A 19,307-nucleotide genomic window follows, 5' to 3' on the forward strand; every position below is an offset into this window, starting at 1 on the left:
GACGCTGTCTTTATTGTATAACGGCAAAACTAACAATTACGGCTTATTCCGAGTGGTTCACGGTGACTACAATAACGCTAACGGTTCACCCACAGCGTTCACAGACGCAACTTATCACCCAGCTTACTGGCGAGAAGACATCCCCACAACCATCACCTTCAGATTTTTAGATGTTTAAGTGTTGAAAAATGTCTGCGCACATAACTGAAAACGGCGAAATAGTTGTTGCCACTCTGACTGAAACAGGAGAAAGCGCCAACGAAGCAGTAACTGAAGTCGGCGAGTTAATCCTCAATGCTGCTTCAGAAACAGTTTCTGGACAGAAAACTAGGCTATTCCTGATTTTAGGCGATTTAGCCATTCAACTCACAGGCAACTAACTGCAGTGAATAGCTTTTTTAATATTCCATTTATGTAAACGCAATTTAATTTATCTATATTAAAATCGCTTATTTTTAAAATTAAACTTCATTTTGACCTTTTTAACGCCAAAATAGTTTAAATTTAGGCGTTCTACTTTTTTCAGGTAAGAGGCTGACTCTATTTGGCGAATGTTTCATTAAACGATGTGCGTGACACAATCAATGTAAGCGCAACCGATATTCCAGACGATAAACTGCAAAAGATGGTTAATCGTGCAGCAACCACCCTGGCGCTTGAACTAAACAAACCAATTGACCCCAGCGATTGCTTGGATGCTGAGAAGGAATTCATAATCTTGCTTGCCGCTGTTTACGCCATTTGCTATTTGACGGGCGGTTCAGCGGTTGGTTTAAGTTTTAGTGTCGGAGACCAAGATGTCACGGTTATAGATAAAGCGCCTCCTCTATCTGTGCTTCAGCAGGAGCTTGAACGCATCTTAAACGGCTTAAAACAGCCGATTGTCAGGAGCGTCTAAGCGATGACTGCCCCTAAAGCGTATTATCAGTTTGTGATGGACTATGCACCCTATCTGTATGTTATTCCAGAAGTGGGGCCTGATTTGAGTTGGGGGAAAGCTGCTTTTGCCGCTGGGTTTGCAGTGGATTTTCTCTACGAAGCTTACTTCGATGCTCAGTTCGACGACCGAAGTGGTGAAATTGAGGCGAAAATTGTGGAGCTTGCAGATTGGATAATAACGCAACAAATCACAGACGAACAAAAGCAAGCGTACGGCGGCTTCAAAAGCACAGAAACGAGTGCAATCTGCTACAGCGTGGACATCGGACGCACAGTGCCAGCCCTCTTGAAAGCCTACGAGCTAACCTCCAAGGTGAATTACCTCAACAGCGCCAAACTTGCCGCAAGCACTTTCTTGATCAACATGCAACAACAACCAGCCGCGTTAGGCATTCACGACCGCTATTATGGGGGGTTCGCAAGAGCAGTAGACACCGCTGGCACTTGGCAAGGGCAGATGGATGTTGAATCACTCTATTGCCTAATCGCCCTTCGGATGCTTTGTGAATCTGACCCAACCAACAAAGGCATCTATCAAACCATGACTCAAGACGCTGTTAATTTTTACCGCGTCGGAATTGAAGATTTAGCCTTGTATTTTGACCCGTTACCCCGTGGGGATGGACGGTGGCACCGTGTTGGGCTTAGCGATGATACGGTCTATGATGATTCAATTGCGTATGCCCTGCTTGGACTTTACGATTTTGAGGGCTACAGCAGTACAGTGCGAACTACCTACAACGCCATAAATTCAATTGAAGCTTCACCCCAATATCCAGCGTACAATTCTGCGATTTGCTGGGCAGGATACATCAACACCAAAACCAAAACGCCAACATGCGTCTATTACGATACAGTTGCCGCTGGAATCCTAACTAAAATCCGCAGAAATCACGACAAACTATCTTACGATTTTAGTGGGAAAATCATCACCAAGAACCCAGACCGTTTCATGTTTTGGGGAGTCAACCATGCAACCTACGAGCCCGTGGAGAACCAGCAAGCAATGGCAACCGTTTGTTGGCTGGGGCAATTTCTTTTGAACTATGAGGCTCCACTTACCCGATTTACCCAGATACTAAACAGTAAAGGAGAAAACCTCACACTATACCCAATAACACAAGCAGGCGAGAGGGTATCATACGGCGAAGGCGTAGCGCTGAAAGCCATTGTAGTGCCTACAAAAACGGAAGAATTCCTTATTGAACCGGGCTTTCTGGTTAACGATTACATCTCTTTACATGTTTTTACTCCCCTTCGCCGATACGACAAGATAACACGTAACGGCACAGAATACGAAGTGACCAGCATTCAAGACTTCACTTTTAAAGACGAAGTCATTTTCTGCAAAGCAACCTGCAGGAGACTACACCAATGAACGAAATTGAAGACCCAGCCATTACAATAGCCAGATTACTGAAAACAAAAATGCGCGTAACCAAAGACGATGGCGTTCTAGCGGCAATAAATGTGTCGGGAGAATGGCAAAACAATGACGCACTCAAAGACAATGACGGACAAGTCACTGTTGGCTTAGCTGAATCTATCGACCAAAAAATCGAATTGAGTGGCAAAATCCGACGTAGATTGTCGGCTATTAGAGTCAACGTTTGGACGACCGACAAAATAAACGAAAACGAAAGCGGCAAAGCCTTACGCTACAAAATCATAGAAGAAATAAACCGAGTTATCCGACGGAATTGCAACAAACCAAATGAGACAGTTTACGATTTTGTCGGAGCTGGTCCAAGCGTGGACGGACAAAAGGCATTTAGCGGCGACAGTGAAGCAGCACCTAATGCTGGTTGGGCAGAATTATCCGACATTAATTACCAGAAACTCTGGTACAGTGACGAACAACGTTGCCAAATAAGTTGTGGGGAGAGCGGTGGTTTTGCGGTTTTATTATTTGGTTTTAAAGTTGAAAGCCGAGCGGGCACCGTTAAGCAAATAGTGTTAGGTTTTGAGGGTTATGGAACAGCTCCAAGTGGTAACGGTGTAACTGTTAAGGTTTGGAATCACACCACAAGCGCTTGGCAAAATGTGGCAAGCAATGAGGCTGGCGAAGCTGATGAAGTGTTAACATTAACCCTGCAAACAAGCCTGCCCGACTTTATCGACCACGAAGGATACGTGTGGTTTCTCGCCAGAACAGTTAACCCAAGCGATGGCATCACACCTGCCGCGCTGTACTGCGACCACGCATCTTGCACGGTTACTGTTAATGGAATCTCTTATTGTGACATCTCAGGCTACCGTAACCTTGACCGTGTCGATGTTAAACCCTTCATCTACAGAACGGAATTCATCATAAAATCATGGTTCCTCGAGAACATTGGAGTGTAAAAAATTTGACTGAAACATATAGTTCCCATGAAAGCAAAATCTACTATGTTGAAGAATCAACTTATGGACAAACACCACAAACCCCCTCTATGCTTAGTGTTCCAGCAGAGAGCATAGAACCCGCCGTGAACCCAAACAACATTAAAGTTCGCGGAGTCGGCTCAGTTGACCTGCAAGCCATCAAAAAAGGTCTACGTGCACCAAACTTAAAAATTGCATTCCCACTGCCCAGTGATGCGCCCATAAACTTTCTACAGTACGCTAAAGTAGAGCTAGCCAAATCGCTAAGCATCCAAGTACTCTACTACAAAGGCGCCTTCGAATCTGCAACCGACATAATTTCGCTACTTTATAGCGGCTGCAAGTTTGAGCGGGCAACGGTTGAATGCAGTATTGAAGATGTGATAAGAGCAAACGTAGACATCCTAAGCCAAAACCTTACAACTGGAACCACCAAACTGTCAAACGCCACCTATGCTGACCACGCTGGAGCGGTGCCCTTCTATGAAAGTTACATCAAAAAAGACACAACCACCCTTGAACGCGTCACCGATTGGAAATTCACAATTGAAAACAACCTAAAACAAATCCCAGTGATTCGCAACCCCAACGGCAACATCCTCAAGTACCTGCCAAATCGCCATCGCGACTTAACAGGTGAAGTGGTTTTTGAGTTTGAAAGCAAAGAAGAATTCGACGACGTAATCAACGATAGAGACTTCACGTTAGAATTCGGCTTAGGCGGAGCAAACAAGGCTGTTTTTAGCAACTGCAAATGGGAAAACACCTCAGCACCAACACACATCGAAGAACTCGTCAGTCTCAAGGCAACGTTTGTAGCAAAAACCTTCACGCTAAGCTAAGGAGAAAACAAGATGAGTGAAGCACAAAGGTATGCCAGACTGGTGCAACTGCGCCAAAAATGGCTCAGAACATGGGATAAAGTAAGTGAGCGTGTACTCGATCTGCCCGAATGGATGCAGACCATACTCTTAGACGACATAAACACTACAGTTTCAAACCGTATCGCTGTAATGGAGTTGATACACAATGCGCAAACAAACAGTTAACATCGGCAACGAATACGGCGTAGAATACGCTGGCAAGTACGTTTTCCAAGAAATCACTTGGGCAAAACGCAGCCGCATAATCCAAAAACACACCAAATATCACCCTATCTCAGGGCAAGTGCAAACAAGCGACTTCATAGCCATACAAGCTGAAACCATCTGGGCTGCACTAAAAGAACAGCCGCAGGGAAACCCATTAACTCTTGAGAAGTTGCTGGGCGAAGAAAACGGCATACCAATCCCACTCGGCGAATTGCTGTCCCAAGTGGTTAACGGTTTGTGCGCGTTGACACGGGAGGAAACTGCTTTTTTATCCGAGCCATCAGACGCCAAAAACCCCACCCAGCCATCACCGACTTCCGATTATGCAAAGAATTCGGCTGGACGCCAACCGAACTCGCCAAACAACCCGCCAGAGTCATCCAGCAGTACACAGTTATCCTCAACGAGATAGACCAACAAACCGAGGAAGAAAGAAAAAAGGCAGAAAAAGAGGCAAAAAAACATGAGCGTAACCATTAACGTGAACGTTTCAGGTGTAGAGGAATTCACAAACGCCATCGAGCGGTTTGATTCGTCAATGAGAAGCCGCGTGCAAGAGCAATTAGCAGGTTGGGGTGAAAACGTGAAGGCTGATGCTGAGCGGTTGGTGCCTGTTCGGACAGGTTATTTGCAAAGCACAATTTATGCTAAAAGTCAACAGTGGCAAATAGAAGTGGGCGCACAAGCTTCTTACGCTGCCGCTTTGGAATTTGGCACAAAGAACGCTCAGGCTAAGCCTTTCTTGCAACCTGCAGTTGAGACGTATTTGCCAAGCCTTGAGCGCATATTGCTTGATGCAGTTGAATCAGCTAAATTGGAGGCACAACTTTGAGTTTTCGGGAAATAGCAATTACAGTTAGAGCTGTTAATCGTGCAAGCGCTGAATTTAGCAGGATACAGACCGATGCTGAAAGCTTAGCAGTGAAAGTGAAGAGTTTAGGTTCTGCAATCGCAGGCATTGGTGCGACTGGGACAGCCATAGGGTACATCGCTAACCAATTCGGTTTGCTGGATGATTCGCAAACAAAAGTTTTCACAAGCGGCATGACGGTAGTTTCAGTAATGGGTATGTTCATGCGGACAAGCGCTGGAGTCGCAGTTGCTCAGAAAGTTTATGCTGCTGCAACAGCATTTGCCACATTGGTTCAAAACAGCCTAAACATCAGCTTCGCAACGTTCCTAGCCCTAACGGGCGTCGGAATTGCAGTGATTATTGCTGCCGCAACCGCCATGTACAGCTTCGCCAACAGCATGAATTCGGCAACCGCAAGCGTCCAAAGCTTCAATGCTTCCGCGGCTGAAACCCCCATTCGTAGTAGAAGCATAATGCGCTCAGGCGAAGACGAGTTGTACCGTCGTGGAGTAGAGTAGCTTGAGTGTTGATGCGCCTTCAGTAGCCATAGTTTTTGGCTCTGTTACTCCGCCGCAAGGCGACGTTATCTCGCTGAGAATACATTTTGGCTGCACAAGAGAAGTCAGTAGTTATGAGGTTGTGTTGCAGAATTGGAATGGCAAGTACAGTCCAAACGGCGCTTACCCGATAATCGTGGGCTCGGACGGCAGCTTAAGTGTCGGCAGGGGCGCGAACTGCCCGCTTCTTTTAACTTGCAGGGTAGAGAGCGTCAAGTATCAATCGTCACCTGCTGAGAGTTATGTCACGGTCACTGGACGTTGCTGGGGAGAACGATTGTTTCGCCGTGTAATCACTAAGATGTATGAGAACCAGAAAGGCGAAGACATAATCAAGGATTTGCTGGATTACTATGTTGGTTTAAGCCATGTACGTGGTGCGGTTGAATTGGTTGAAACTACTGATACCACGTACACGCGGCTAGAATATCGTGACACGCCAGTTATAGACATTATACGTGAAATCGCTAACAGCTCCGATAAAGAAGGAGTTATAGGCTTTGATTTCCGTGTCGCACCTGATGGTAAGTTTGAGTTCTTTCCCAAAAACAGCAAAACATCCCAAGTTAGTCTAACGGAGCGAATCGAAAGCAGTGAATACACCAAAGATGTTACCAGAGTTCGAAACAAAATATCCGTCTACGGCATTGCCGACAAGAGCACACCAGCGGATAAGGACCTGTGGACAGAAAGTCTATCCCATGATGATGGAGAATGGATAGCAACTTCTGGCACAATCAGTTTGGACAACACCTTTAAGGTCAAAGGCTCAAACAGCATAAAAACGACAGCTACAAACCTCTATTATGCGGCATGCCAACTAACGCTTGACAGCGGCAAAGAAGTAGACACTGAACTGTATCCCGCAATGAGTTTGTGGCTTAGCCGTGAAGCCAGCTTCAATGGCAACGTAACATTGACGCTTTTTGACACGGGCAACAATGCTGCAGAACGTGACATCTCTGTCGGCACGGATAAATGGTTTCAAACCCAAATCGGAGTGGGCTCTGCAAACGCTGATTTGTGGCAGGTGCAAACGGGTTTTAATTGGGGGCAGGTCAAGAGGATAAATGTTGCTTGCTGGTTTGACAACGTGAGTTCAGGTAGTTTTTGGGTTGACGGCTTGTTTTTTGGCGGTCGCCGTTACAGTAGCATGCAAGAAGACACGGCAAGTCAAAACAGTATTGGGCTACGTGAACTAGTTGAGGTTAGCGAGGAGTTGTGCAGTGATTTGGAATGCGAATCGCACGCAAAAGCGCTGCTGGCTAACCTTAAAGACCCAGCGGAATCCCTGACAGTACAAAGCAGTGTCTTTGATTATGGCTCTTCGCCAATTTTAGCAGGAGATAAAATCCACGTTGATTCGCCTAACGAGGGCATAAACAGCGATTTTAGAGTATTAAGCGCAGAATACAGTGTTGACGCTAAAACCCAGACGCTTCTAACAACGTTGGAGCTTGGACGGGAGAAGCCCTTGCTGGCGGACTATGTCTATGCCCTTCGCAGTCGAACTGACCATTTAAGCAGATACAAAACAGCCCAACGCTAAAGGTGCAAAGCGATGAGTAAGCGCGTGGTTGTTGAGGTGCGCAGGGATTTGCATAAGGAACTTCGCAAGTTGGCAGTGATGAATGATTTGAAGGTTTACGTTGTAACAAACGCTATTCTTGAGGATTACTTGTCGAATGAGGAGTTGGTTAAGAATTTGCTAAAGCGTTTAAAAGTTTAGTTTTGCCTGTTTTTATGGAGTTGTGGTTAGTCAATTTTTTATAGATGAATAAAGTATTTGAGTGGAAGAATAAGAGGAACACGTTGATTGACTCTCATTGTTGATGACGCTGGAAGCGGAGATTTGCTGTTTGGCGTTGTAGTCGGTGCCTATCATGAAGAAACTGGCGAGTTCAAGTATGACTTGATTGATGTTCGATTCTATCAGGATATCTTTCGTGAGAAGGAGTACCTGCAGGAGTCTTCGCGTGTTGTTTCTAAGCTTGTATCGCATTTTAATCTTCAGCCTGATGAGGAAATTCACATTTGTCAAGGCTGTATTTTTGATGTTGCTGCTGCGGAGTTGCAGAAGATTTACGGCGAGGACCGTGTGAAGCGCATAAGAGTGGTTGGTGAGGCTCAACGACTTGTGGAAATTGCGTATCTGGATGAAATCCGCAATTTAGGTTATGAGCCAATGGCTGAGCGTGAAGAGAAAAGAGGCAAAAGCTTCTTTCATATGATGCGTTGGCTAAAAGCTAACCCAGAAATGCTTAGATACGCAAAAACTGGGTGGCCTAACCTGAAAAACTATCAGTTGTTTAAGAAGTTTCATCAGGAGCCCGTTTACCGTGCTGTCTGCAGTAAATGTGGAGCTGAATGTGAGGTTCCGTTTCAACCCCATGCAGATAAGCCTGTTTATTGTGACAAGTGTTGGTCTAACCATAAGCCTCGAAAAAGAAGGAAAAAAGCCTCTCGCTAAGAATAACCCTTTAATATGATGCAGATTATTGTGCAGAGCATGAATGTAATATTTGATTTCAACTCAAGCTGGTACATACTCTTGCTTGCTTTCTTGGCGGCGTGGGCAGTTTTGCTGGTTGCCCGGCGTAAATGGCAAGCGAAGCAGGAGGTTAAGGAGCAAATGTTCTTGGCGCTGGGCGGCATGTTTTCTTTGGCGCTTATGGAGTTTTTTGCTGTTTCCACTGGCTTGTGGAATTACACGCCTGGTAATTGGCCTGTGATCTTGTGGCCCACATATTTTGCTGCGATACTGTTTGGTTATCAATTGCTTCGCTCAATTGAGGGCTTGCTAATTCGTAAGCCTGTTGTTTAGGTAGCTTGTTGCGTTTTGCTGTTTGTTTCGTTTTGTTTCAGACTGGTTGTGTGCAATTAGCCAAAACAGCGCATACGGATGAAACGTAAAATTAGTTGCAAATTTTCCCCCTTATTTGCTACAATAGGTACAATGTTGCAGAAAGGTTTGTTGCTCTGCCACCTACCATATCCCCCTATTTAAAGCACTGATTTCAACATGCTTTAGCGCTGGAAATCGCCAATACGACCTACCCCCTATAGGTTTGTGCATAGAATTGCTATTTGCATCCAAATAGGCTTCTAATAGGCTGCTAATAGGTTGGTGAGCTACGCATTTTTGGGTACGCTCCTTGCTGGTGAATCAGGCTTACAAAAAGCGCCTTTTCAAATGGAGGAGGTTAGCGCTTCTTATGGTTTAGAACCATGAGAGCGTTCCGTTCTTTCTTGCTGTCTTGAGGCACCAAGAGTAAACCGCGTAGCCCAGCGGCACGATTATTGCGCACATAAGCGATAGTATTAGGATTTGTGGCAGTATCATAGGTATGGTCCAGCCTGTGAGCATGAGGCGGATGGATGTGAAGAAGTAGTATTGGGGAATCACATACGAGATTGCTTGCAGGGCAAGGGGCATGACTTGTGGGGGGAAAAGCACGTTACCAAAGAGGCTTGTTGCTATGGTGATTAGTGCGGTTACTGGGTCGCCTTGCTTGGTTAGGATGAGGATTCCTGCGCCAATCATGCTGAAACCGATGAATGTTCCGATGCCCAGCGCCAAAACGAGGACTGTTCCTGCAATGTTAATGCTTAGATTGATTCCGAAGATGAACACACCGATGGCAAGGTAAATTACCACCACTATGGTGCTCCAGATGAAGCCCCAAAGCGAACTGCCCACAATAAAAGTTCTAAGTTCAGTTGGCGATACTAGTACCTCTTCGAGTGCCCACGGATTAATCGTTTTCTGCACAAGCGTGAGGCTCTGAGCAAGATACGTGTTAAACGCTAACCCAATAATCAAGTACGTAGTCAAGTCCATGTTGTACATTTGTAGAACGCTTTGCATTGTGGCGTTTGAGCCAAGATAGGCAAAAGATAACGCGCCAAACAGTGCCGTCAACACTAGTATGGCAATGTTTGTTTTGTAGGTTGAGAAGCTGATGATGTCGCGCTTCATGAAGTAATAGATTTTTTCCAGCTCATCCAGCCACATAAAGCTACGCTCTCTTAGTTAATTCAATAAACGCGTCCTCAAGGGTTGGTTCTTCACGCTTGAAATTTACAAGTTTGATTTTTTGTTTGAAGAGGAAGTCAAAGATGGATGGAAGCTGGTCAACGTTTTTTAGCTGTATGCACAAGCCTGTTTGGTTAGGCATTAAATCCTCGCTTTTCTCAGTCAAACTAATAACGCCCTGCAAGGAACGTAAATCTTCAATTTGGCTCTGGTTTATGTCTTCCAGGACAAGGTAAATTTGTTCTTCTTTCTTTATTTTATCCCTCAAGGCGTCAGGCGTACCTAGAGCAATGAGCTTGCCATGGCTAAGGATGCCGATTCTATCACAAATCTGCGCTGCCTCCTCAATATAATGCGTAGTGTAAAGCACCGTTTTGCCTGACTCCTTGCTTACCGTGTTCTTGACGAATTCTCGTATGTTCCGCGAAGAAATCACGTCCAAGCCAACTGTCGGCTCGTCTAAGAGCAGGATGGGTGGGTCTGGCAGGAGCGTTCTTGCCAATGCGAGTTTGCGTTTCATGCCGCCTGAATATTTTTGGTAGAGGTCTTGAGCGTTGCCCGCCAATCCGACAAGATTGATGACTTCTAATATGCGCTGGTGACGTTTTTGTCTTGGGACGTTGTAGATTGCGGCGTAGAATTCGAGGTTGCGGTAGCCGTTTAGCCTCCAAAAGAATCCTCGCTCCCCAACACTAAACAGCGTCCCCAATGAGCGTTTAACCTGCATCTGCTGCTTGATTATGTCGTACCCGTTGACCAGTGCGGTTCCTTTGGTCGGCGGAAGCAGAGTGCAGAGCATCTTAACCAGAGTTGTTTTGCCCGCGCCGTTTGGCCCCAACAACCCAAAGAGTTCGCCTTGCTTTATGTTGAGGTTCAGGTTGTCTATGGCGTTTACAGTAACTGTTTTTTTGCGCTTGAACAATCCACCCTCGACTGTCTGGTTTTTGTACTTGAACGTTTTTGTCAGATTTGTTGTTTGGATGGCGTACTCGCTTTGCAACCGTAAAATCCTCAGTTGGGCTGTATTATCTTTGGGAGTGTAAGAAATAAGGTTTAAGTTTAAACGCTCAATTACTAAAGAGGGCTCTAACATGACTGAGTTAATCTTTGTAGGCTTAGGATTAAACGATGAGAAAGGCATCAGCCTAAAAGGCTTAGAGGAAACCAAAACGGCAGAGCATGTTTTCATGGAAACTTACACCAGCCTCATGCCAGACTTCAGCTTGCAACGCTTCGAAGAGCTATGCGGGAAAAAAATCCAAGCAGTGTCAAGACGCCAACTAGAAGAAGAAAACGGAACCAAAATCCTAAAAGCCGCAAAAAAAGCCAAAACAGTGTTCCTAGTTCCAGGCGACCCCTTCATCGCCACCACGCACGTTACACTGCGGATTGACGCGGAAAAGCAGGGCATAAAAACACGCGTGGTACACGGAACATCCATCATGTCCGCCATTGTTAGCTTGTCAGGTTTGCATAATTACAAGTTTGGAAAAACCGTGACAATACCTTTTGCAGAGAACTTTTCAGAAACCCCCTACAACGTCATTACACAAAACAAACAGTTGGGCTTGCATACGCTGTGCCTTTTAGACCTCAAAGCAGCCGAAAACCAGTACCTCTCAATAAATCAAGCCATCAAAATGCTTCTTGAGGTTGAAGGAAAAAAGAAAAACAACACAATCAGCGATGACACGGTTGCACTTGGAATCGCAAGAGCGGGCAGCAACAACCCCACCCTAAAAGCCGACTTTATCAAAAACTTAGCCGATTTTGACTTTGGTAAGCCACCCTACAGCCTAATCGTGGTTGGCGACTTGCATTTTATGGAGGCTGATGCTCTGATTGCTCTCGCGTCTGCACCAGCCACAATTAGGAGGCTTGTCAAATGAGCCTGGAAACACTCGCAACAAAATACATTGCCTCAGCTGAATTAGTCCTAAAACAACTCCAGCGGGCGCAAACTCCAATCAGTTTAACAGAGGAGTCGGTCTCTGCTGTTCTGTGTTGGGCAACTGATTATTTAGAGGATGCAAAGTATTATAAGGCGCAAGGCAAGCTTGAAACAAGCTTAACCTCAGTATCCTACTGCGAAGGGCTACTTGATGCCCTTAGATTGTTAGGTGCGGTGAACTTCGAATGGCCAACAAAAAAGCAATAGTCGTAGCCTCAGGCGTCTTCGACCTGCTCCATCTAGGTCACGTGCGTTTTTTGGAGGACGCCAAAAAGGCAGGAGGCAAAAAAGCTAAACTAATAGTTATCATCGCACGTGACAGCACGGTGGAAAAAATGAAGGGCAGAAAACCCATAATGTCTGAGGACCAGCGGCGTGCACTTGTTGAATCGTTGAAAGTGGTGGATGAAGCAGTGCTTGGTTTTGAGGGCTTAGACATCGGTGAAGTCGTGGCCAAGTTCAAACCAGACGTTATCGCGCTGGGCTACGACCAAGCTGAAATGGAAAATCAGGTTAAACGATACGTTGAATCTCACAAACTGCCTGTTCGCATTGTTAGGATTGGCAAGTTTGGAGAGAATAGTTTAGATAGCTCATCGAAGATTAGACAGAAAATAATCGAAAAACACTCGAAGTAGCGTTGGTTTAGCATGGGTTGCGAGAAGTACAAGCCCACATACATTCTAATCGCCATAAACGTGGCTATCTACATCTACGGAGTAATCGTAGGCGGGAACCTTCTAGTAACACCAGACAGCGTCGTTTACCAGTGGGGGCAAGTGAACCTTTACGTTTTTGCGGGCGCATACTACCAGGTCTTTACTTCAATATTTGTGCACGCCACCATCTTTCACCTTGCTGGAAACATGCTTTTTCTACTCATATTCGGCTTGCGCGGCGAAGAAATGTTCTCACTACTAGAATACCTAACAATATACTTAGTCGGCGGTTTAGTAGGAAACCTTGCATCCTTAGTATTTGGTCCATTGTTTATCTCGGTTGGGGCTTCAGGCGCCATCTTCTCGCTGTTTGGCGCCTGCGTCATTTACAGAAGAGGACACATGCGGCAGTCGATTCTTGGAGCACTGGTTTATGCGTTCTTCCTATTCTTCATAAGCACAGGCGAAGGCGTCAACATCTTGGCGCATTTAGGCGGGCTGCTCTTTGGTCTGCTCGCTGGCTATTTGCTTTCTAAAATGCGTAAACCAAGCGATGCCTACACTGTTAGGTACTCGTATAACGCCATGCCGATTTAGCTAAAGTTGAGTGTAAACTTCAACCTTGACTTTGTGTCCATCTTTGAGGTTGAGGTGCTTTCGCAGGCACACAGGAGCAATAATCTCCAGAACTGAGGCGTCGTAATGGCTTCGGAGCGCCGTTATTAGTGCGCCTTTAATTTTGTTGCCGATAAGCGCAGGGTAACATTTCACTAAGCCAAATGTGCGGTCTTCATTTTTGAAGCCCTCGACCTCAACAGCGGGGAAAGCGTCAAGTTCCATGCGCGTTTTAATGTCATAGTCAGTTGAAAGCTTGAGGTTAAGCGTGCCTGGGTAGGGTTCAAAGCCAAGCTTTTCAGTGAACTGCTTACGATACCGCTCCTTGGCTATGTAGTATGCGCCCTCGCCTAAACCCGTGAAGACAAGTCCTTCCAGCGTGACTGACGGCGGGTAAGTTTTTTCAATCAAAACTTTGAGGTTGGAGTAGAGTTTTTGGAGTTCTCTGGTTCCTTGCTCTTCTATTTTTATGAGGCTACCGTCTGGAGTAATGTTTCGCTGAATCCACCCTTTCCGTTCAAGCTCTATTAAATATCGGGATGCAGTTTGCTGAGAAAAACCAAGCTTGTTAGCTAAGTATTCGGTTGAGATTTTGGCGGTTCGACGGTAAGCACCCATCTCGGCGAGTTTTAGGAGCATGTAGAGGTGGTGCCATTCCTGCTTTTCAGTCAAAGAGCGGATCTCCAATAGCTTAGAAGAATGTGCGGCTGGATATTTAAGCGGCTCGAAAGCGAATCGAGGCTTTTTTATCCGAACCGCTTAGTTTTTGCATACTTTTCACACGCTAAACTGATGAGTCATGAAGCCATTAACGAGTGCCATCAGTCGCTCGCGTGGGTTCAAATATTATTTATATTATTCAATATAATAGTGATTTATGCCATCGCTAAGAGTGCATTGTGCTATTAGTAAAAAAAGAACGGGACAAACTTTTGAAGATCTTCATAGATGGATTGACGCGCCAACAGAAGAACTGGGATTTAATCACAGAGAAAAAAAGACATCACTATAATGAAGCTGACAAGGAGAGGATAAAGAATACTGGGATTCAAAAAAAGTCGGCTTAGGGGAAAAAGCCGTTATTGAGTGGTTATTCCATATAGCAATCGACAACTTGTACACTGCTTTTAAAATGTCCAATCAAGAGTTTAGTTATGGTCCTAAAACGTATAATTTGATGGAATTTGGCTTAAGCAAGTCAGGTTATATTCATTGTAATTTTAAGCGAGTTGAAGATTACGAACTAAGCTCAATATTCAAAGATTAGCGTTCACTTAATTAGAGCACACGCCCATTTTATTAAATAGGCTAAGGCAACATCGGAGCGAAACTGGCAAGATGAACGTTTTTGATGCAATGGGCATTTACTGGGCAGAGATAGCTGACAAAAACAAACCCGAACAGCAAATCCAATTCCTCAAAGCAACCCTAAAAACCAGCGGCTACGTTTTGGACCTTGCTTGCGGAACAGGACGCCACGCGATTCCCCTAACTAAAGATGGCTATTGTGTGGTTGGTTTGGATATTTCCCGAACTCTTCTGAGTATAGCCAAGAAACGCTACAGTCAGATTCAGCTTGTTAGGGGTGACATGCGGTTTTTGCCCTTCACACACGAAGCCTTTACGGCTGCCATAAGCATGGATACAAGTTTCGGTTATTTGCCAACCGAGCAGGATGGCTCGCAAAGTCTAAGTGAACTTCGACAAGCGCTCAATCCAAGGGGTGTTTTGATTGTGGACGTTTTCAACCGTGAGCAACTAATCTCAAAATACAGCCGCAAGCCGCGTTTCAAATGGGCGCTTTTACCGTTTCTCCTTAAATTACCTAATCGGTGGCTACTTTGTAGGTTCTTTAAGTGGCGGGAGTATCCGAGCTTTTGGCTGTTGCAGAAGCGAACGGTGAGCAAGGGTGGCGAGTGTTTGAGTGATTTATGGGTAATTTATGACAAGGCAACCAGCCAACTGGTGATTTACGAGCATTCCGTTCGGTTGTATACGCTCAATCAACTGCAGGATTTGCTTGCGAAGTCAGGCTTTATGGTTCAACAGCTTTATGGGGGTTATAAGAGGGAAGCTTTTGGTGCTGATTCGTCGAGGCTTATTTTATTAGCCACTGCAAAGTGATAAGCGTTTTTGGTGTTTTCTTCGCGGAAAAGATATAAGTTGCCGAAAAAAATTATTTTAGCTAGGTGAATTTCATGAACGGGGCCTGGAAGCTTAAGCTTTCGATGGTTGCCACTCTAGCCATAATTTTTGGGCTAACAACACTCGTATTCACAGTCGCCCTAACATTGGCTGGAATAGGCTTAAACCTATTAACCATAGGTGTCCTAGTCGTCATACTCAACGTTGCCCAATGGTTGCTGTCACCTTACCTTATAGGCGCAATTTATAAAGTCAAAGAGCTGTCCCAGAGCGAGAACCCCAAACTTCACCAAATGGTTGAAGAGCTTAGTCGAAAAAGCAAAATCTCCAAACCCAAGCTCATGCTTTCGCAAATTTCGTTACCCAATGCCTTTGCTTATGGTTCGCCCTTAACAGGCAATCGGGTAGCTGTTACTCAGGGTCTTTTAAAGTCTCTAGATGATGGCGAAGTCGAAGCTGTCCTCGGACACGAACTTGGCCATCTTAAACACCGCGATGTGCAAGTCATGATGGTGGTTTCCTTTTTGCCTGCATTGTTCTATTACATTGGGTACTCGCTTATGCTCTCAGGCATGTTTGGAGGCGGACGCAGAAACGAGGGCAGCGGATACAACGCATTGTTTGGCATTGCTTTCATGGCTTTCTCTTGGGTGCTAACATTATTCACGCTTTACTTAAGCAGACTCCGAGAATATTTCGCTGATAGACACAGTGTCTCAGTGGTTGATAACGGCGCAGAAAAACTTTCAACAGGCTTGGTAACAATCGTTGAAGAAAGCCGCCGTGCTGGCAGACCAAGAAACGAGCAACAGAAAAACAACAACGCCTTCAAAGCACTATTCATCTCTGACCCCGACCGCGCAACCGCTGACTCCGCAGAGCTTCACGCAACAAATGCCACAAGCAAACAAGAACTGCTAAAAGAAGCACTCGCAAGGCAACCTACGTCAGCAGACAACTTTGTTGAAATCTTCTCAACTCACCCAAACATCATTAAACGCTTGCGGGCACTACAAGAACTCAGCCAAAACGCAAACGCCTAATTAAAAAAAGACACTTTCGCTTCTGTTGTTCAGAAAAGGGTTAACCCTTTTTTCCTCGCCAATCATTGTGGTCTCGCCGTGCCCAGGATACACCAAAAGGTAATCAGGCAAACACACCAGCTTCTGCAAAGACAGCCGCATATCACTCATCGAACCCTCCGCAAAATCTGTTCTGCCGATTCCACCAGCAAATAAAGTGTCACCTGTAAAAACCAGTTTATCGCCGACAAGGCTTATGCTGCCTGGCGTGTGACCAGGCGTATGCATAACTCTAAGAGTTTCTGTCCCGAAGGTGATTAGGCTGCCCTCTTCTAAGAGAACATTAGCAGGAGCGTTGGTGGTTTCTTTGCTTGCTATACACGGCGCGTCAAGAGTATGAATGTATATGGGAACGCCGTACTTTTCTTGAAAGATGGCGTTGCCTTTAACGTGGTCTGAGTGCCCATGAGTGTTAACGATAAACTTCACTTTGAGCTTAGCTTCAGTTATGTACTCCATGATTGGTTCCGCTTCGGCGGAAAGGTCCAAGCCAGGGTCAATTATGATGGCTTCTTTTGTCTGTTTGCAACTGGCGATGTAACAGTTGGTTGCTAGCATGCCGACAGTGAAGGTCTCAATCAGCATCCGAATCAATATAACAATGGCTCTGGATGAAAATAAAGGATTTCCTTCAGCGGGCAACTTGCAAAGCTAATACTTCTGGGCAGTTAATAAAAAGTTAAATTATAAATAACCTAAATGTGCAGAGCCTTGTATTACGCGTCAAATCCCCTGGAATCCAGTCAGCTTTATGGTGCTTTTGCATTTGCCACAGCTAATGATTAACTCTGCAAGTTCATCGTTGACGACTTTTGTGTCTAAGATTTGGTAGTTTTCTTCTGTCTCATCGTCGGGCGAGATTGACCTTCCGCATTTTGGGCATGGGAAGGAGCCGTCGCCTTCAATAGCCGCTATGTTAACCGTGTATTCAGGTTCGTCTTTGTCGAGTCTTTTCATCATCATGTTATTCGCTTCTTTTGCTTTGATTTTTTATTGAGGGGTTATTACTTAATTAACGATTATGAATTTCTAGTCAGTATGCAGGATATTTAAAAGTTTGACCCAAAAAAAGGAGAAATAATAATGTATTGCCGTCAATGCGCTATACTCCTGCTTCTTTCTCAAAGTTTTCAGGAGAAATGTAGTCGCCATATTTTCTTTGTGCTTCAACCAATCGCTGGCGTTGCATGTAGAGTATGCCGAATAACTCTAAGGGTGTGTCCGTGACGTTTTCTTGGTAGAACCGCTGAACACGCTCAATCTTCGATAGGTTTTCTGGAACACGAATGGTGAATTGTTTAATGTAGTCTTCTTTCGCATAATTTTTGCCTAATACTTGTTTGAACAGCTTGCGTAAATCCTCGTACTTGGGGATGTAACCTGTCGGAGTTTTTATGGCGTCAACTTCGTTGTGAACGCGTTGTTCCATCCATTTTATCCAAACATGCTTATCCTTTGGGCTGTTGAGGTATTTGCCGTTGCCGACTTCTTTTAAGAAGTAATTAACACCAAAGATAACGGGTTGTTTTTTGAGTTTGCGCCCAAAATCAAGGTTGTTTTGAACGTTTTTGCCGAGCGGAATTGAGATGAAGTCTTGAATGCTCATCATGTTAATTTCGGGAACACCCTCAGCGCCGATTGTAGCAAAGGTTGTTTCTGTCTCAAGTGAAGCACCGTAAGCAACGATGCCGTGTTCCCAGCTGAAACTTTGTTGCACAGGCACATAAGCCTTGGCATCCCGTCCGCCATACATTATGCCGCCTAACTCAACGCCCTCAGGATTTTCAAGTTCTGGGTCACAGTTTTCCAGTGCTTTAAGAGCAACAGCGTAGCGCGCGTTCTTATGCGCAGCTGGAATTTCCTCACCGTTCTCGTCCTTTTTGCCTTCAAACCAGGCTCCACTATAGTTTAAGCCTTCTTTAGGAAGCTCTTGCCCCATGCCAAGCCAATACGGCTTGCCATCCTTTACTAGAACGTTAGAGAAGACGATTTCGCCTGGACTCGTGAGTACCTTGTAAATTAAAGCGTCATCTTCTGGATTAACGTCTTTAATGATGCCGAAAATTCCTGATTCAACGTTTACTGCACGCGCTGTTGAATCAACATCACGAATATACGCAATGTCGTCACCAAGGATTGTCTCGCCTGGAAGCATGGCCGTAGAGGTTTTTCCACATGCGCTTGGGAAGGCACCTGCAAAGTAAGTTTTGCGTCCGTTTGGTCCAAAGACACCCATGAGCAACATGTGCTCAGCTAACCATCCTTCACTGCTGGCTTTGCGTATTGCCAAGCGGAAGGCTAGTTTTTTGAAACCCACAGAGTTGCCCGCGTATTGGGTGTTGACGCTGTAGATAGTGTTGTCCATGTGGTCGATGTAGATGCGCTTGTTTTCGTGTTCTTGGCTAACCATGTCGGCGGTTAACTTTCCAGCTGAATGCACCACGCGTAAAAAGTCGCTTTTTATTCCTGCCTTTACAAACTCTTCATAACCTGGGCGATAAAGCAGGTCTTCAGTGTGGGCTACATACCACGAATCAGTACATTGTAACCCTAGAATTGTGAATTTTGAGCCCTTTGGACCTAAAGAAATGAAGCGGACAATCATTGTTTTGCCAACCATCGAATCCCGCAGTAAACCTCTAACTTCTGCTAGGCCTTCTTGGCGGTCAATCTGGTTGAGCGCTTTGCTGAGTGTAAGACCTTTAGGCACAAGGTACTTGGTTGCTTGCCGGTCTCTTCCTTGGTCATGTTCACCGTCAAAATGTACCGTGTGTCCTGGTATCGTTAGGATTGCCTGTTCTTCTCCAGTAGCGATGGCTTGTTTTCGCACGTAGGCAATGTCTTCGGCTGAGTCACTGCAGATGAAGATTTTTTCGGGATGGCACAGGTCGCTTTCTTTCGCTATGAATTCGTGAACGATGGGGTTATTGATTGCGCTTAGTTTTTGGAAGTCTTTAGCGCTGAGTTTAGGTTGCAATACCTCAAGATACGGATTCATTGTGTTCATCAATT

25 protein-coding genes are annotated in these 19,307 nt (G+C 45.3%); 19 read left to right on the forward strand and 6 right to left on the reverse strand.

Annotated elements, in window-relative coordinates; all coding sequences use genetic code 11:
* Positions 1–188: 188 nt before the first annotated feature.
* From NWE95_05985 to NWE95_06045, 13 genes are all read left to right on the forward strand, one after another.
* Positions 189–380, forward strand: coding sequence for a hypothetical protein (locus NWE95_05985; protein ID MCW4003443.1), 192 nt, complete (start codon positions 189–191; stop codon positions 378–380).
* A 164-nt stretch (positions 381–544) separates the two neighbouring features.
* Positions 545–898, forward strand: a complete 354-nt coding sequence (locus tag NWE95_05990; protein MCW4003444.1) for a hypothetical protein — start codon at positions 545–547, stop codon at positions 896–898.
* 3 nt (positions 899–901) lie between these two features.
* Complete coding sequence (locus tag NWE95_05995) at positions 902–2,317, forward strand: hypothetical protein (GenBank protein ID MCW4003445.1); 1,416 nt, start codon at positions 902–904, stop codon at positions 2,315–2,317.
* A complete protein-coding gene (locus NWE95_06000) occupies positions 2,314–3,285 on the forward strand; it encodes a hypothetical protein (protein MCW4003446.1) in 972 nt (323 codons plus the stop codon). Before NWE95_05995 ends, NWE95_06000 begins: the two co-directional genes overlap by 4 nt.
* 5 nt (positions 3,286–3,290) lie before the next feature.
* On the forward strand, positions 3,291–4,148 hold the full coding sequence (locus NWE95_06005; protein ID MCW4003447.1) for a phage tail tube protein: 858 nt from the start codon (positions 3,291–3,293) through the stop codon (positions 4,146–4,148).
* A 12-nt stretch (positions 4,149–4,160) separates the two neighbouring features.
* On the forward strand, positions 4,161–4,355 hold the full coding sequence (locus tag NWE95_06010) for a hypothetical protein (protein MCW4003448.1): 195 nt from the start codon (positions 4,161–4,163) through the stop codon (positions 4,353–4,355).
* Entirely contained in the window at positions 4,336–4,809 is a 474-nt protein-coding gene (locus NWE95_06015) for a hypothetical protein (GenBank protein MCW4003449.1), read from the forward strand. The genes NWE95_06010 and NWE95_06015 overlap by 20 nt, the downstream gene beginning before the upstream one ends.
* Before the next feature lie 51 nt (positions 4,810–4,860).
* The gene (locus tag NWE95_06020) at positions 4,861–5,229 is read left to right on the forward strand and encodes an HK97 gp10 family phage protein (GenBank protein ID MCW4003450.1); all 369 of its coding nucleotides are present in this window, start codon (positions 4,861–4,863) and stop codon (positions 5,227–5,229) included.
* A complete protein-coding gene (locus NWE95_06025; protein ID MCW4003451.1) occupies positions 5,226–5,768 on the forward strand; it encodes a hypothetical protein in 543 nt (180 codons plus the stop codon). Before NWE95_06020 ends, NWE95_06025 begins: the two co-directional genes overlap by 4 nt.
* A gap of 1 nt (position 5,769) precedes the next feature.
* Entirely contained in the window at positions 5,770–7,356 is a 1,587-nt protein-coding gene (locus NWE95_06030; GenBank protein ID MCW4003452.1) for a hypothetical protein, read from the forward strand.
* Positions 7,357–7,368: 12 nt separating this feature from the next.
* Positions 7,369–7,536: a hypothetical protein gene (locus NWE95_06035; protein MCW4003453.1), complete on the forward strand. Its 168-nt coding sequence runs from the start codon at positions 7,369–7,371 to the stop codon at positions 7,534–7,536.
* A gap of 87 nt (positions 7,537–7,623) precedes the next feature.
* Positions 7,624–8,277 carry a hypothetical protein gene (locus tag NWE95_06040; GenBank protein MCW4003454.1) on the forward strand — a complete coding sequence of 218 codons (654 nt, stop codon included), beginning with the start codon at positions 7,624–7,626 and terminating at the stop codon, positions 8,275–8,277.
* A 39-nt stretch (positions 8,278–8,316) separates the two neighbouring features.
* A complete protein-coding gene (locus NWE95_06045; protein ID MCW4003455.1) occupies positions 8,317–8,631 on the forward strand; it encodes a hypothetical protein in 315 nt (104 codons plus the stop codon).
* Between the two features lie 396 nt (positions 8,632–9,027).
* On the opposite strand, the gene NWE95_06050 is transcribed toward NWE95_06045, so the two are convergent.
* Complete coding sequence (locus NWE95_06050; protein MCW4003456.1) at positions 9,028–9,822, reverse strand: ABC transporter permease; 795 nt, start codon at positions 9,820–9,822, stop codon at positions 9,028–9,030.
* A 4-nt stretch (positions 9,823–9,826) separates the two neighbouring features.
* Entirely contained in the window at positions 9,827–10,843 is a 1,017-nt protein-coding gene (locus tag NWE95_06055) for an ABC transporter ATP-binding protein (GenBank protein ID MCW4003457.1), read from the reverse strand.
* 91 nt (positions 10,844–10,934) lie between these two features.
* Here NWE95_06055 and dph5 point away from each other — a divergent pair, with 91 nt between their 5' ends.
* Genes dph5 through NWE95_06075 form a run of 4 tightly spaced genes read left to right on the forward strand, consistent with a single transcriptional unit; the run spans position 10,935 to position 13,050 of the window.
* On the forward strand, positions 10,935–11,732 hold the full coding sequence (gene dph5, locus NWE95_06060; protein MCW4003458.1) for a diphthine synthase: 798 nt from the start codon (positions 10,935–10,937) through the stop codon (positions 11,730–11,732).
* Positions 11,729–12,001 (forward strand): DUF357 domain-containing protein, encoded by a 273-nt coding sequence (locus NWE95_06065; GenBank protein MCW4003459.1) that lies wholly within the window; start codon positions 11,729–11,731, stop codon positions 11,999–12,001. Before dph5 ends, NWE95_06065 begins: the two co-directional genes overlap by 4 nt.
* Positions 11,980–12,432, forward strand: coding sequence for an FAD synthase (locus NWE95_06070; GenBank protein MCW4003460.1), 453 nt, complete (start codon positions 11,980–11,982; stop codon positions 12,430–12,432). The genes NWE95_06065 and NWE95_06070 overlap by 22 nt, the downstream gene beginning before the upstream one ends.
* 12 nt (positions 12,433–12,444) lie before the next feature.
* A complete protein-coding gene (locus tag NWE95_06075; protein ID MCW4003461.1) occupies positions 12,445–13,050 on the forward strand; it encodes a rhomboid family intramembrane serine protease in 606 nt (201 codons plus the stop codon).
* Here the strand turns inward: NWE95_06075 and NWE95_06080 are convergent, their stop codons facing one another.
* Complete coding sequence (locus tag NWE95_06080; GenBank protein MCW4003462.1) at positions 13,051–13,740, reverse strand: DUF120 domain-containing protein; 690 nt, start codon at positions 13,738–13,740, stop codon at positions 13,051–13,053.
* A 666-nt stretch (positions 13,741–14,406) separates the two neighbouring features.
* On the opposite strand from NWE95_06080, the gene NWE95_06085 reads away from it, so the two are divergent.
* Both NWE95_06085 and NWE95_06090 read left to right on the forward strand, forming a co-directional pair.
* Positions 14,407–15,192: a class I SAM-dependent methyltransferase gene (locus NWE95_06085; GenBank protein MCW4003463.1), complete on the forward strand. Its 786-nt coding sequence runs from the start codon at positions 14,407–14,409 to the stop codon at positions 15,190–15,192.
* Between the two features lie 74 nt (positions 15,193–15,266).
* Positions 15,267–16,256, forward strand: coding sequence for a zinc metalloprotease HtpX (locus NWE95_06090; protein MCW4003464.1), 990 nt, complete (start codon positions 15,267–15,269; stop codon positions 16,254–16,256).
* Here NWE95_06090 and NWE95_06095 read toward each other — a convergent pair whose 3' ends face one another.
* From NWE95_06095 to NWE95_06105, 3 genes are all read right to left on the reverse strand, one after another.
* Positions 16,257–16,937 carry an MBL fold metallo-hydrolase gene (locus NWE95_06095; GenBank protein ID MCW4003465.1) on the reverse strand — a complete coding sequence of 227 codons (681 nt, stop codon included), beginning with the start codon at positions 16,935–16,937 and terminating at the stop codon, positions 16,257–16,259.
* A gap of 81 nt (positions 16,938–17,018) precedes the next feature.
* Positions 17,019–17,258, reverse strand: a complete 240-nt coding sequence (locus NWE95_06100) for a hypothetical protein (GenBank protein MCW4003466.1) — start codon at positions 17,256–17,258, stop codon at positions 17,019–17,021.
* Positions 17,259–17,397: 139 nt separating this feature from the next.
* A complete protein-coding gene (locus NWE95_06105) occupies positions 17,398–19,293 on the reverse strand; it encodes a phosphoenolpyruvate carboxykinase (GTP) (GenBank protein ID MCW4003467.1) in 1,896 nt (631 codons plus the stop codon).
* Positions 19,294–19,307: the final 14 nt, after the last annotated feature.

The organism is Candidatus Bathyarchaeota archaeon, from assembly GCA_026014725.1.
GTDB lineage: Archaea > Thermoproteota > Bathyarchaeia > Bathyarchaeales > Bathycorpusculaceae > Bathycorpusculum.

Bases quoted from the DNA above. Each gene is read 5' to 3' on its own strand.
- NWE95_05985 (MCW4003443.1), top strand. From the start codon at position 189: ATGTCTGCGCACATAACTGAAAACGGCGAAATAGTTGTTGCCACTCTG.
- NWE95_05995 (MCW4003445.1), top strand. From the start codon at position 902: ATGACTGCCCCTAAAGCGTATTATCAGTTTGTGATGGACTATGCACCC.
- NWE95_06000 (MCW4003446.1), top strand. From the start codon at position 2,314: ATGAACGAAATTGAAGACCCAGCCATTACAATAGCCAGATTACTGAAA.
- NWE95_06010 (MCW4003448.1), top strand. From the start codon at position 4,161: ATGAGTGAAGCACAAAGGTATGCCAGACTGGTGCAACTGCGCCAAAAA.
- NWE95_06015 (MCW4003449.1), top strand. From the start codon at position 4,336: ATGCGCAAACAAACAGTTAACATCGGCAACGAATACGGCGTAGAATAC.
- NWE95_06020 (MCW4003450.1), top strand. From the start codon at position 4,861: ATGAGCGTAACCATTAACGTGAACGTTTCAGGTGTAGAGGAATTCACA.
- NWE95_06035 (MCW4003453.1), top strand. From the start codon at position 7,369: ATGAGTAAGCGCGTGGTTGTTGAGGTGCGCAGGGATTTGCATAAGGAA.
- NWE95_06045 (MCW4003455.1), top strand. From the start codon at position 8,317: ATGAATGTAATATTTGATTTCAACTCAAGCTGGTACATACTCTTGCTT.
- NWE95_06050 (MCW4003456.1), bottom strand. From the start codon at position 9,822: ATGTGGCTGGATGAGCTGGAAAAAATCTATTACTTCATGAAGCGCGAC.
- dph5 (MCW4003458.1), top strand. From the start codon at position 10,935: ATGACTGAGTTAATCTTTGTAGGCTTAGGATTAAACGATGAGAAAGGC.
- NWE95_06065 (MCW4003459.1), top strand. From the start codon at position 11,729: ATGAGCCTGGAAACACTCGCAACAAAATACATTGCCTCAGCTGAATTA.
- NWE95_06070 (MCW4003460.1), top strand. From the start codon at position 11,980: ATGGCCAACAAAAAAGCAATAGTCGTAGCCTCAGGCGTCTTCGACCTG.
- NWE95_06075 (MCW4003461.1), top strand. From the start codon at position 12,445: ATGGGTTGCGAGAAGTACAAGCCCACATACATTCTAATCGCCATAAAC.
- NWE95_06085 (MCW4003463.1), top strand. From the start codon at position 14,407: ATGAACGTTTTTGATGCAATGGGCATTTACTGGGCAGAGATAGCTGAC.
- NWE95_06090 (MCW4003464.1), top strand. From the start codon at position 15,267: ATGAACGGGGCCTGGAAGCTTAAGCTTTCGATGGTTGCCACTCTAGCC.
- NWE95_06100 (MCW4003466.1), bottom strand. From the start codon at position 17,258: ATGATGATGAAAAGACTCGACAAAGACGAACCTGAATACACGGTTAAC.
- NWE95_06105 (MCW4003467.1), bottom strand. From the start codon at position 19,293: ATGAATCCGTATCTTGAGGTATTGCAACCTAAACTCAGCGCTAAAGAC.